The sequence below is a fragment of the Paenibacillus sp. YN15 genome (assembly GCF_003285005.1).
Taxonomy (GTDB): domain Bacteria; phylum Bacillota; class Bacilli; order Paenibacillales; family NBRC-103111; genus Paenibacillus_AR.
In genome coordinates this window covers 26008-38518 of record NZ_QMFA01000009.1, presented here as the reverse complement: position 1 = coordinate 38518, position 12511 = coordinate 26008, and the positions used below count along the sequence as shown (strand labels likewise).

Annotated in this window: 11 protein-coding genes; 6 read left to right on the top strand and 5 right to left on the bottom strand. The window is 54.0% G+C overall.

Annotation, left to right across the window (positions count from 1 at the left end):
* Positions 1–191: 191 nt before the first annotated feature.
* The gene (locus DQG13_RS09900; RefSeq protein WP_113019597.1) at positions 192–854 is read left to right on the top strand and encodes a GntR family transcriptional regulator; all 663 of its coding nucleotides are present in this window, start codon (positions 192–194) and stop codon (positions 852–854) included.
* 429 nt (positions 855–1283) lie between these two features.
* On the opposite strand, the gene DQG13_RS09895 is transcribed toward DQG13_RS09900, so the two are convergent.
* A complete protein-coding gene (locus tag DQG13_RS09895) occupies positions 1284–2054 on the bottom strand; it encodes a gluzincin family metallopeptidase (RefSeq protein ID WP_113019596.1) in 771 nt (256 codons plus the stop codon).
* Between the two features lie 246 nt (positions 2055–2300).
* Between DQG13_RS09895 and DQG13_RS09890 the strand changes: the two genes are divergently transcribed.
* Positions 2301–3809: an extracellular solute-binding protein gene (locus DQG13_RS09890; protein WP_113019595.1), complete on the top strand. Its 1509-nt coding sequence runs from the start codon at positions 2301–2303 to the stop codon at positions 3807–3809.
* Between the two features lie 754 nt (positions 3810–4563).
* Positions 4564–5241 (top strand): DUF421 domain-containing protein, encoded by a 678-nt coding sequence (locus DQG13_RS09885; RefSeq protein ID WP_113019594.1) that lies wholly within the window; start codon positions 4564–4566, stop codon positions 5239–5241.
* A gap of 174 nt (positions 5242–5415) precedes the next feature.
* Here the strand turns inward: DQG13_RS09885 and DQG13_RS09880 are convergent, their stop codons facing one another.
* Positions 5416–5946 carry a hypothetical protein gene (locus DQG13_RS09880; protein WP_146767131.1) on the bottom strand — a complete coding sequence of 177 codons (531 nt, stop codon included), beginning with the start codon at positions 5944–5946 and terminating at the stop codon, positions 5416–5418.
* A 152-nt stretch (positions 5947–6098) separates the two neighbouring features.
* On the opposite strand from DQG13_RS09880, the gene DQG13_RS09875 reads away from it, so the two are divergent.
* Both DQG13_RS09875 and DQG13_RS09870 read left to right on the top strand, forming a co-directional pair.
* A complete protein-coding gene (locus DQG13_RS09875) occupies positions 6099–6368 on the top strand; it encodes an ACT domain-containing protein (RefSeq protein WP_113019592.1) in 270 nt (89 codons plus the stop codon).
* 25 nt (positions 6369–6393) lie between these two features.
* Positions 6394–7749 (top strand): PFL family protein, encoded by a 1356-nt coding sequence (locus DQG13_RS09870; RefSeq protein ID WP_258525615.1) that lies wholly within the window; start codon positions 6394–6396, stop codon positions 7747–7749.
* Between the two features lie 72 nt (positions 7750–7821).
* Here the strand turns inward: DQG13_RS09870 and DQG13_RS09865 are convergent, their stop codons facing one another.
* Both DQG13_RS09865 and DQG13_RS09860 read right to left on the bottom strand, forming a co-directional pair.
* Positions 7822–9495 (bottom strand): ABC1 kinase family protein, encoded by a 1674-nt coding sequence (locus tag DQG13_RS09865; RefSeq protein WP_113019590.1) that lies wholly within the window; start codon positions 9493–9495, stop codon positions 7822–7824.
* Between the two features lie 42 nt (positions 9496–9537).
* Positions 9538–9864, bottom strand: coding sequence for a phasin family protein (locus DQG13_RS09860; RefSeq protein WP_113019589.1), 327 nt, complete (start codon positions 9862–9864; stop codon positions 9538–9540).
* Between the two features lie 158 nt (positions 9865–10022).
* Between DQG13_RS09860 and DQG13_RS09855 the strand changes: the two genes are divergently transcribed.
* Complete coding sequence (locus DQG13_RS09855) at positions 10023–10550, top strand: YtxH domain-containing protein (protein ID WP_181592675.1); 528 nt, start codon at positions 10023–10025, stop codon at positions 10548–10550.
* Positions 10551–10671: 121 nt separating this feature from the next.
* Here DQG13_RS09855 and DQG13_RS09850 read toward each other — a convergent pair whose 3' ends face one another.
* Positions 10672–12504 carry an FAD-dependent oxidoreductase gene (locus DQG13_RS09850; protein ID WP_220094356.1) on the bottom strand — a complete coding sequence of 611 codons (1833 nt, stop codon included), beginning with the start codon at positions 12502–12504 and terminating at the stop codon, positions 10672–10674.
* Positions 12505–12511 lie beyond the last annotated feature (7 nt).

Genomic DNA, 12511 nt, shown 5'->3' with positions numbered 1-12511 from the left:
AATTTCATCTTGTATACAAGTCTGATTTGATCATAAGCGACAAAGCTTCTCTGTGTCAATCATGATATAACAAGGAAATACACCGAATAAAGAAGAAATTTCACTTCTGCAAGTATCCTCCGCTTTCAGATTATCCGAAACTGTTGTATACTAATTCTCACATGATCTTATTCAAAAGACAGGGGATTGCCATGCGGAAAGAGGAAATTTTGCAAACCTTAAAACGGGATATTGTGACTCTGGCACTAAAGCCCGGCACCATTCTCAGCGAAACGGCCATGTCAGAGCAGTTTCAGATCTCACGGACGCCTCTCCGGGATGTCCTCAAGCAGCTTGCTTTGGAGCAATATATGAATATTTATCCCAAAAAAGGAAATGTGGTTTCCTATATCGATCTGGAATCCGTGGAGCAGATGATCTTCCTGCGCAGCGTGCTGGAAAAAGAAATTCTGCAAAGCCTCTCCGGCAGATTGCCGCTGCCCGGCATTCTGGAGCTTAGGGATAACCTTGCTGCCCAGGAGAAGGCTATTGCCTCCGCCGACAACGCCCATGAACAGTTCATGGAGTGCGACGACGCCTTCCACCGGACCCTGTTTCAATTGGCGGGACGCTCCTATCTGTGGAATCTGCTGCAGCAATCCAATGTCCATTATGCCCGCTACCGCAGGCTGCATCTGCTGAAGCAGGAAAAGCTCCAGGACCTCTTCCAGGAGCACTGCCGGATTTTGGAGGGACTGATCCAGGGAGACGGCCCCCATCTTCCCGAGCTTATTGACCGCCACCTCCGGGAGGATATCAACTCCATGTTTCTGCAGCAGAATTTCCGCGAGTTTCTTCAGCCGGAGCTTCAGTAGTCCTTTGCAAAACAGCACTTTTTCCATGCGAGAGGCCTCTCAACTAGCATCTCCCAGACTACCTGCATCATGCATCATGCAGTTCTGCGCCATGCTGCTTCTCATTGTACGGACCCAGGTTCCGCTAATTCGCCAAAATTGGCCTTTTTTGCTCCGACGCGGACACAGAATCCGTTAAATCCGCAAAACCAATGGGTCTTCCTGCTTCTGGAGCGAAATAACGAATGGTGTGTCCGTGAAAATCAATAAAAGGGNTTCTGGAGCGAAATAACGAATGGTGTGTCCGTGAAAATCAATAAAAGGGCCAAATGCGGAAAATAACGGACGCTCGGTCCGCAGCCATCCCCCCTCTCCCCCGCAACCATCGACGGCCAGTCCCCTTCCGGGTATTGCAAAAAACCGGCCTTGCCATAGGCAAGACCGGTTTTTTTAGGATTGCTTTTTGGGGTTGAGGTATTTCGCCTGAACATAGTCCTGCCAGCCCTTCTCAAATTCCTCCGCCGTCTTCCCCAGCACAGCAGGAAGGTTGCCGGAGCTTGTAATCAGCTCCCGGACCGCCGACATCCCCCAGGTGTCTCGGATATACTCAATCATGACGTAACCAACACTATATATGTTGAGGTTTCCACTGCCGCTGTTTAATTGCGCCAAAGTCGGATACCTTCCTCCCGACAGATGCACCACATCTTTCGGATCTGTGAACTGCCCCGCTTCATAACAGGCGATACTCTCATACAGCCAGTTCACGGACGGGCTGGGATACGCCGTCAGATTAAACGTGACAACATGAGTAAACTCATGTACAGCCACCTTCAGAATGCTCTCAAAGGATTGGCCGGACTCCGGGTCATTGGGCGACACCATCCGCATTTCGTCATTGCTCTCTGCAATCCCCACCAGCCAATTGCCTGCGTCTTTCCGGTCAATCTCCTTATGAAAGTCCGCCAGATTCGGATAAATTCTCACCTTAACCTTGGGCATGGACGGCGGAGCCAAATCCTGCACAATCCTGCCGTAGTTTTCCTCCAGCCGGTCCCGGATCTGATCAATGGAGCTTTTATCCGCCTTCGTATAATAAAACGAAAAATGTTCCGACTCCAGCGTATAAGAAAATGAATATGGTTTAAACTGTGTATATAACAAACCGGCAAGCACACATGCACATCCCAGCGCCACAAAACGAAGTATGATTTTTTTCACGGCTGCCTCCTTACTGCCAAGAAGTTTCATTTTTTTGGTCAACAAGGAATATTGTCCCTTGATTTCTTCCGAATGTCAACCAAAATTTGAATCCGCCGCGGCAAAAAAAGCCACTTCCGCTTTGCACCTTCAGAAATCCGTCTTAAGAAATTTTTAAGAAGTCAAAAAAAGAGGAATTTCTTTCGGCATAGCAAATATATATAATTGCAAACGTTTGCAACGATATTTCGGGGAGGATTTTATGTGATGAACAAGAAAACAATTGCAATTACGCTGATGGCTCTGTCCGTGGTGGCGGCAGGCTGCGGCAAAGGCTCAGGCAGCAGCAGCGGGAGCACAAGCTCTCCAGCTCCTACAGTGGATAACACTCCGCTGAAGCTCACCATTATGGCGAACCTGTCCACGCCTGAGGTTCCCTCCGACAAGCTGGAAAAGCTGCTGGAGCAAAAAACCAACAGCGACATCACGTTCCAATGGGTGCCCGACGGCTCCTACGATGAAAAGTTCCAGGCTGCATTGGCTACGGGCTCCCTCCCGCAAGCGGTTTATCTCAAGAACCAAGCCTCCTTCGTCTTGCTGAGACAAACGCTGAAAGACGGGCAGTTCTGGGAAATTGGACCATATCTGAAGGATTATCCGAACCTGAAAAACCTGAACCCCGAAGTGTTGGAAAATACCAAGGTCGGCGGCAAAATTTATTCCCTGTACCAGGAGCGCCCCATTGCCCGGCAAGGCATTATTTACCGCAAAGACTGGGCCGACAAGCTGGGCCTGGCTGAGCCAAAAACTACCGACGATATCTACAACATGCTGAAGAAGTTCAAGGAAGCCAACCTGGGCGGCGGCAAAACCATCCCGCTGGCAGACCGCAACGACCTGATCTACGGCTCCTTCAAAACATTGTCCGCCTATTTTGGAACCCCCAACGGTTGGGGACTTGTAGATGGCAAGCTTGTTCCCGAGTTCATGACCCAAGGCTATATGGACACTATGAACTTCATCAAGAAGCTGCGCACCGAAGGCCTGATCAACCAGGACTTCCCGGTTACCAGCAAGACGGACCAGCAGAACCTGATGTATACCGGCGCTTCCGGCATGTACGTCGGTTCCATGCATGACGTGCAAACCCTGCAGCAAAAAACCGAAGCCAATAACAAAGCGGCTGTGTATGACGTAGTCAACCAAATCACCAGCTCCACCCAAAAAACCGCTTCTACCTGGGGCATTCCCGGTTACGGCACCCTGGTGGTTTTCCCCAAATCGGCGGTTAAATCCGAAGCTGAGCTGAAGAAAATCCTTGCCTTCTATGACAAGTTCTTCAGCCCGGAAATTGCCAATCTGTTGAAATATGGCGTTGAAAACGAGCATTACAAGCTGGTGGAAGGCAAGGTTCAACCGGTTACCGATGCCAAGCTGCTGGAGAAGGAGCAAAAAGCTTATCTGACTGTAGCGCTTGCGGATTCCACCAACATCCTGCCCACCTACTACACCCTGAAGACCCAGGAGAAAGCGGTGCAGCTCTCTGATGCTGCAGTGAAGTTCGCCGTCCAGAATCCCACTAACTCCCTTGATTCACAGACATATACAGAAAAGGGTGCGATTCTCCAAGACATCATCAAGGATGCCACCTATAAATACATGGTAGGCGATATTGATGCAGCCGGGTTCCAAAAAGCCGTGGATAAATGGAAGAATGACGGCGGCAACAAAATTATTGAAGAATACAATGCCTCCTATAAGGAGTCCAAGAAATAAAGCTTGAGCCCCACAAGAAAAATCCCCGCCGCCTGATCAACCGGGCTACGGGGATTTTTTGCGTAACACGCTATTCAATTCAATCATTTCCTCCAGCAACAATCCACGGCCTTGACATGGTAATTGTTTTTCAATTGGTCTTGCGTTCCCGCGTACCCGGCGATCACGAGCAACGTTGTCACTTCCGTCACTCCAGGCGTGCCTCACCGTATCCGTACGCTTCGCTTACCCTTTCCATTGGAATCGCCCTCTTTCCTCGCAAGAACATCCCTTGCTTCGAGAATGGGATTGCCAAATCCATGGGAAGTTGGATTCCCGCATACCTCAGTCTGTTCCCCAAAACGGTGTCACTTCCGTCCTGCCGGTTACAGCTGAACTCCGGTATGCATCGCTAACCTAGATCATCGGGGCTCTCTCCTCTCTTGATTTTTGTTTCTCCTCCAAAAAAGAAGAGCGGTTCACCTCGGGCTTGTCCTCCAACTGGATGCCGTCGGTGTACTTGTATTATAAGTGAATTTACAGAATATTAAAAATTCTAAAAATTCGCGCTATTCACCTTAGGGAGAAATTAACTCTATGATTCTCGCAAATTCTGCCTTTGTCTAATAATTCCTCCAAATCTCTGCTATGCATTGATAATTACTCTCGTTTGCGATCATTCCCCGATCCGGGTTACAAAACCCTACCCGAACGGTTAATGGAGTGCATAGGCGGATGATTGCCCGCTGCCATTATCCTTACCGGAGGGTTGCTTATGGAATATCTCCAGATACTCGCCAAGCTGGCTGCAGGCTTTCTCGGGCTATGGGCCATGACCCGGATTCTCGGCAAAAAAGAAATATCCGCCCTTACCCCCTTTGATTTTGTATCCGCCGTCATTTTGGGTGATTTGGTGGGCAGCACCATCTATGAGGAGAGCCTTACCATCCTTCAGCTGCTTGTGGCCCTTGCCGGCTGGACCATCCTGTCCATTTGCTTCGATAAGCTGACACAATATGTGAAGGCCTTCCGGAAGCCGTTGGAGGGAAAACCCGATCTGCTCATTTGCGACGGAAAAATCGATGTACAGGAGCTTTATCGCAATAACCTGGATTTCGACCAGCTGAGAACCATGCTCCGCAGCAAAGACATCTTTTCCTTGAGCGAGGTGGCCTTTGCCGTTTATGAAACCAACGGAACCTTAAGCGTAATGCGGAAATCCTCCTATGAAACAGTAAGCCGGAGGGATTTGGGACTGCCTGATGAACCGGCAGTGCTGCCGCGGGGAGTGATCGAGAACGGAAAGCGGTGCCGCAAGGAGTTGGAGGAGGCCGGGCTTGGAGAGGAATGGCTCCTGGAGGAGTTGGAGAAGCAGGGTATAACCGACATCAAGGCAATTGCATATGCCGAGTTGACGCCGGACGGGGAGCTTCATATTATTCGGCGAATGTAGTGGAAGCCCTGGAGGCCTAGAAGCTGCGAAACGGCTCTGGGCGGGTCTATCTTGGGGGTGATCCGGATTGGAGCCGGCAGCAAACGGTTCAGCCTTTGCCGCCGGCCCTTCAACCATGCCTCGCAATGGCTCGAGGGAGGCATTATCCCCGATTGTTCAAGGACAGGTGGTTTGTCACGTGGGGCTGGTCAAAGGAATAAACCGTCTGCTGAATAATTCCAGCTCCGCAAACGGAATCATATAAAGCATAAGTCCGTCCTTCTCCTCCATCACCGCTCCCGGCAGCGAAGAAAAGCGGGTAATGAGCCGTTTGAACCCTTTGTGCCGCTCCGACACCCAGAACTGGATGGTGGACACCTCCGGATTCCCGGCGCGGATTTCCCGCAGGAGCGCCCGCAAGCCCCGCATAAATATCATGGGCGTCCGGTACTCCCGGAGCAGATACACCACCTCGATCTGGCAGATGTTCCGGTCCTTATGGTCCTTGGCCGAGGTTCCGTAGACAAAGCCGGCTGCCCCCACGACAGTGTACGGCTCCTCCAGATAGGCCAGCATCGCTTTGCCCATCGTCAGCGGACTGGCAAAAAAATTAAGCATCATGGCATAGGAATAGGGTAAATTCAGTTCGTCATAATTCCGGCTCAAGAATCTTACATACGCGTCAAAATCCTTGTCCAGCTGGCATAATTGAAATTGAACCGCCATTCTCCCCACCCCTTTTTTTGGTAAATTCAGAATTTCATTCAGATTGACAAAAAACATTTTGTTGCCCCGGACGCCGGGATTTGACATAATAGTTGAAATCGGTTCTTTGCCATTGATACGGACAAGAGCGAATATATGAGGAGGCTGTACGCATGAAAGGCATTATTACCGTACTGGGAAAAGACAAGGTTGGAATTATTGCCAAGGTTTGCACCTACCTGGCGGAGCACAATGTCAATATTCTGGATATCTCCCAGACGATTATCCAAGGCTACTTCAACATGATGATGATTGTGGATATTTCCGAACCCGCCAAGTCCTTCGAAATGCTGGTAGAGGATCTTCAGGATATAGGGCGTACCCTGGGTGTGGAGATTAAGCTGCAGCACGAGGATATTTTCAATATTATGCACCGCATCTAAAACTCTTTTTAGGAGGACCCCTATGATCTCCCTGGTGGAAGTGCAGGAAACCAACAAGATGATCCGCGAAATGAATCTGGATGTACGCACCATTACCATGGGCATCAGCCTGATGGACTGCGCCCATTCGGACTTGAAGATTTTTAACCAGAATGTATATGAAAAAATCACCCGCACCGCCCAGCATCTGGTGAAAACAGGCGAGGATCTGGAGCGCCAATTCGGCGTGCCCATTGTGAACAAGCGTATCTCCGTCACTCCCATCTCCATTGCCGCCGGCGGGCTGCATACGGATACCTTTGTGCCGGTTGCGGAGACGCTGGACCGGGCGGCCAAGGAAGTGGGCGTCAATTTCATCGGGGGCTTCTCCGCCCTGGTGCAGAAGGGCTTCACCAAAGGGGACCGGATTCTCATCGACAGCATTCCCGAGGCGCTCCGCGTCACCGAACGGGTCTGCTCCTCTGTGAATGTAGGCTCCTCCCGCAGCGGCATCAATATGGATGCCGTTAAGCTGATGGGCGAGATTATCCTGAAGACAGCCGAGCTGACCAAGGAACGGGATTCCATCGGCTGCGCCAAGCTGGTGGTCTTCTGCAATTCCGTTGACGACAACCCCTTTATGGCCGGAGCTTTCCATGGCGTCGGCGAGCGCGAATGCGTCATCAATGTGGGAGTCAGCGGTCCCGGCGTGGTGAAGCGCGCTCTGGAGGAGGTTAAGGGGCAGGATTTTGAAACCCTGTGCGAAACCATCAAGCGGACTGCCTTCAAGGTGACCCGGGTCGGCCAGCTGGTGGCTCAGGAGGCCTCCAAGCGGCTGGGGGTTCCTTTCGGAATTATCGATTTGTCCCTGGCTCCCACACCGGAAATCGGCGATTCCATCGCCGAGATCTTCCAGGTGATGGGCCTGGAGGAAGCCGGCGCCCCGGGTACGACAGCGGCTTTGGCCATCCTCAACGACAATGTGAAAAAAGGCGGCGTTATGGCCTCCTCCTATGTGGGCGGCTTAAGCGGCGCGTTTATCCCGGTGAGCGAGGACCACGGCATGATCCAGGCGGTGCAAAAAGGCGCGCTTACCCTGGAGAAGCTGGAAGCCATGACCTGCGTCTGCTCCGTCGGCCTGGATATGATCGCCATTCCGGGCAGCACCAAGAAGGAAACCATCTCCGGCATTATTGCCGACGAATCGGCCATCGGCATGGTGAACAACAAAACCACAGCCGTCCGGATCATTCCTGTCATCGGCAAGGATGTGGGCGATATGGTGGAGTTTGGCGGCCTGCTGGGATATGCCCCGGTAATGCCCGTCAACGGCTTCTCCTGCGACGCCTTCATCAACCGCGGCGGCCGGATTCCCGCCCCTATTCACAGCTTCAAGAACTAAAGCTTGCCTGTTATGATGAAGGCCGTCTTCCTGAAGACGGCCTTTTGGGGCTGCCGCGAGGCTGCTTCACCGTCACAGCTTGCGGGAGCGCCAGAGAGAAATGATCAGCCATAACAGCAGCAGAGCGGCAATAACAAAGCTGATTTCCAGGATAGGCAAATTCCACAGCACCGTTTCCGCGGGAGCCAAAGCAGCGCCGATGATCAGCCCCACCACAAGCAGGCTGAAGGACAGGAGCACCAGGCTTAAGGCCAGCTTATCCGTGAGCTTATCCATACTTTTCAGGAAAACGCCCAGCTCCGGAATGCCCGCCTCAAAACGCAGCTTGCCCTTGCGGATGGTGGCCAGCATGCTTCTCATGCCGGAGGGAAACTCTACGGCCGCCTCCAGAAACTCCGGCAGGTCCTCGATGGCTTTTTTGTACAGCTTCCTGGGGTCATACCGCTCCATAAACAGCTTCCGGCCGTAAGGCTCCGCCACCTCCAGCACACTTAAGTCCGGATCGAGAGACACCACCACTCCCTCCAAGGTCAGGAGCGATTTGCCCAGCATGGTCATCTCCGAGGGAATGCGGATGTGGTGGCGGAAAGCCAGGGTGAACAGGTCATTCACCGCCTCCCCCAGCCTGATCCGGCTTAAGGGAGTGGCATAATACTTCTCCCGCATCTCGTCCACATCGGCGCGAAGCTGGATCATATCCACCTCGTCGGGGATAATTCCCATGCTGGAGATCGCCCGGATAATCCCGCTGGTGCTCTGATTGCGGAGACTGATAACGAAGAAGGCGAACTGCTTGCGCATATCCTGGGACAGCTTGCCCACCGAGCCAAAATCCAGCAGGCCCAACTTCCCGCCGGGCAGCACCTGAATATTCCCGGGATGGGGATCGCCGTGGAAAAAACCTTCGATCAGGATCTGATGGATAATAAGATCCGCCAGTTGGCGGGCCAGCGCTTTTTTATCGATATTCTCCCGCTCCAGCCGCCCCCGATCCGACAGGGAAATGCCCTCCATATACTGCATGGTCAGCACCCGCCGGGTGGTGTAGTCCCAGAATACATCGGGGACCAGCACATCTTTAAGCTGCCGGCATTGCTGCTGGAATTTCTCTGCCTGCCGGGCTTCTGCGGCATAATCCAGCTCCGCGCGGATGGCCTTGGAAATCTCCTCCACCATATCGCGGACGCGGTAATTTCTCGCCCACTCCAGCCGGTTTTCCGCTACCCGGGCAAATTCCGCCAGGATATCCAGATCCGTATCCACAATCCGCTGGATATGGGGCCGCTGCACCTTCACCGCCGCGGGGGTGCCGTCCTTCAGCACCGCATGGTAAACCTGGCCGATGGAGGCCGCCGCGATGGGCGTCTCGGGGAAGACCATGAACAATTCCCCGATGCTCGCCCCCAGCTCCTCCTCCACAATCCGCACGGCATCGGCATACGAGAAGGGCGGCACCCGATCCTGCAGCTGCACCAGCTCCGAGATCACGCTGGCCGGGACCAGATCGGGGCGGGTGCTGGCAATCTGCCCCAGCTTAACAAAGGTGGGGCCCAGATCCTCTAGCATCAGCCTGATCCGTTCGCCAACCGTTTTTTTATGGATATCCTTGCGCTCATTGTTCCGCAGAAACGGAATGGCCTCGGGGAAACCCAGCTCGCCGACCACATAGCCGAAGCCGTTGCGGGCCAGCGCCACTGCAATTTCCCTGTACCGGTGCAAGTGACGGAAGCCCTTGCTGACATTCATGAAGGTCCCGCCTCCCCGTCAAAAGTTGGCGTAGTCCGCCGATTATTCCCCGTTCTCTCCGTCTTGCTTCTCCAATCTGGCAATAGCCAGCTCCAGCACGGCAATTCTGCGCTCCAGAGCCTTCACCTCATCCAGGGAGGCAATGCCTCTGTCCTTCAATATGCTTTGCACCTTGTCGTTGACGGCTTGATCCATCCGGGCCTTGGCCTCGCTGCCCTTATTTAGAAGCTCCTCCAGAAACTCGCCGGATTCCGCCCGGCTGACCTCGCCTTTTTTGACCAGCTCCTCCACTGTTTTTTCAATTTGCTCCTTGCTGGCTACAGCCAAACCCAATCCAAGGGACACCGCACGGTGAAGCATGTCTCTCATCACGTGACACTCTCCTTTTCGGTGAGAAATATTTTTGTTGGGGATGATTCTTATTATAGCATATCCAAAGGAAATCATTGTCAAGCACAATTGGATGCCGGTTTCAGGACAAGCACCTCAGGGTATAAAACAGTAACCAAGCGAAAGGAGAGATGAACATGGAAGCGACTCCAGCCAAAAGCAACGGATTATGGAAAGGCCTGCTGGCAGGCGGGCTTATCGGCGCCGCCGCCGGTCTGTTATTCGCCCCGCGCGCGGGTAAAGATACACGGGCAAAGCTGAACGAGGATGTGGCCAAAATCAAGGAGCGGTCCGCCGAGTGGATGAGCATCGCCCAGGAGAAAGCGGCTGGGCTGGCGGAGACCGCCAAGGAAAGCGGCCTGAACAAAATTCAGGAGACCAAAGAAATAGCCGGGGCTGCCGTGGATTCCCTTAAAAGCGCGGCCGGCGATTTGAAGGACTCTGCCAATACCATCATCAGCACCATCAAGAAGGAAGCGGAGGAAACCAAGGAAACCGTCAAGGCCAATGCCGAAGAAACCAAGGAGAAGCTGCAGGCATCCGATAACAGCTCCCTGGCTCAAAATGAAGATGAAATGAAAAAGCTGGGCAAGGAGATGGACGCCATGAAGACCAATTCCGAGTTGAAGAAGGACGGTTTTGTGTCCGATCCGGCACAGCGATAGAGGCCTTTTCCGGGGTATGGCGGCGCCGGAAAACAGAAAGCAAACCAAAAAGAGCCGGGAGCTGTTCTCCCGGCTTTTTGGTTTGTTATGGCGGCCCGTGCATCGCATTTGGCATCCGCTTTCAATAGCATTGAATCTCGAAAATCCGGGCATGGTCCAGTCCGTTGGTGGACAGCGCCTCCAGGCGCAGCTTCACCACCTGCTCCAATTGAACCGGACATACAATCAGGCGCTGATAGTTGTCCCGGATATGCAGCACCTCCCTGTATCCGGCCAAGGAACCGGTAAGATACGCCGATACCCGCAGCTCCTTCACGGTTTCCGGCTGCGGCCCCCATACATTTTGCATATGGAGTGCATCCTCGTGAGTCAATGTCAGCCTGCGGTGCATGCCGGTATCCAGCACAATCCGGATTTCCCGTATGGCTGCAGGTGAGGCCCATTCCAGCTCAATCCAGGGGTTGGAATCCTCCGGCATGGACATCCATCTGTGGCTTCCCGGCGGAATAAGGCCCGGCCGGACCCCGCTGGGACCATGAAGGGAACGGGTATAACCGTCTACGACATTCTCGGCCTGCCCTTCCGGTTGCTGGGAGGAGGCCCGGACAACAGCCAGTCCCGCCAGATTTCCTTCAGGAGCAATCCCCGGGAGAAACACATCCTGCCGGAGCAGCTGCTGTTGGGTCTGCCGCACCAGCTCGCCGTCGGCTGCAGCAGGTCCAGGGGGAAGTCCGGCCTTGGCAGCCAATGCCGCAAAGGTTCCGGCCCCCTGCCCCATCACTCCGCATGTGGCCATCACCCTGGTGCTGGAAAAGGAGATATGGGTGGCGGAGATATGGCGTCCCGCGAACATCAGATTTTCCACATTGGCACTGATTAATGACCGCAAAGGAATTCCGTATACATAATTGGTCACCGGCTGGCGGGCCGGCTCCCTGTCCTTCGCCTCGATCCCCTGGGGCGGATGGGTATCCATGGGCCAACCCCCGTAGGCGATCACATCATCGAAGTGGACCGCCTCCTCCAAATCCCTCTGGGTCAGCACATGCTTGCCGAGAAAACGCCGGGACTCCCGCTTGCCGGGGAGAAAGCCGAACCAGTCCAGAGCCCAGTTCAGCGATTCGGGATGACTGCCGCTGTTCTTGATATGGTCCCAGACTCCCATCATAATGGCCAGCAGCTCATCGCGGATGGTCTCGTTATCCTGAATGGTGTCCATCAAGCCGCCGTATTCCACCCACCAATAGCCGTATTCCCAGGAGCTGTGGGAGCGGAATTTCAGATCCTCCTCCGAGAAGCTCCTCGCCCACTCGGGCGGGATGAACCGCATGGGCCTGCCCATGTCCCTGGCGGTAAACAGCAGGGAAGAGCCAAGGCAATAGGGGTCGGCCTCTTCTCCCGCCAGACTCTCCCCGTATTGCCCCGAGGACTCCCTGCCGGTCATAAAGACGGCCCCCGCCTCCTTGGCGAGACGCCCGTCGCCGGTGCAATCCAGGAAAATATCCGCGAAGAGCTCAAAGCGCTGCTCTGTGCTTTCTCTGGCGGCCAGCGCGGAGACAATCCGGCTTCCCTCCATCTGCGCCCCGGTAACCGCCGTATTGAGCATCAGCGTAAGATTGGGTTCGGCGCGGCACTTTTCATACAGAATAAGATCAAGCATGGACGCGCTCCGCTGCGGGTTGCGGACGGCGCATTCCAGCAGAATTTCCTCCAGAATGCCCCCTTCCCGCGCCTCCGTCTCCAACGCCTTCCTCCGTTTGGAATTGGCGGCTCCCACAATGTGCATGCGAATCTCCGAGGAGGCATTGCCTCCCAGGACGGGCCGGTCCTGGCATAGGATCACCCTTGCGCCGTTGCGCGCCGCCGCCAATGCCGCGGTCACTCCCGCTATGCCGCCTCCGGCAACTAGTATATCCGCATAAATCGGCTGTCTTTCTTCAATCCGGCTCATCATGCTGTCC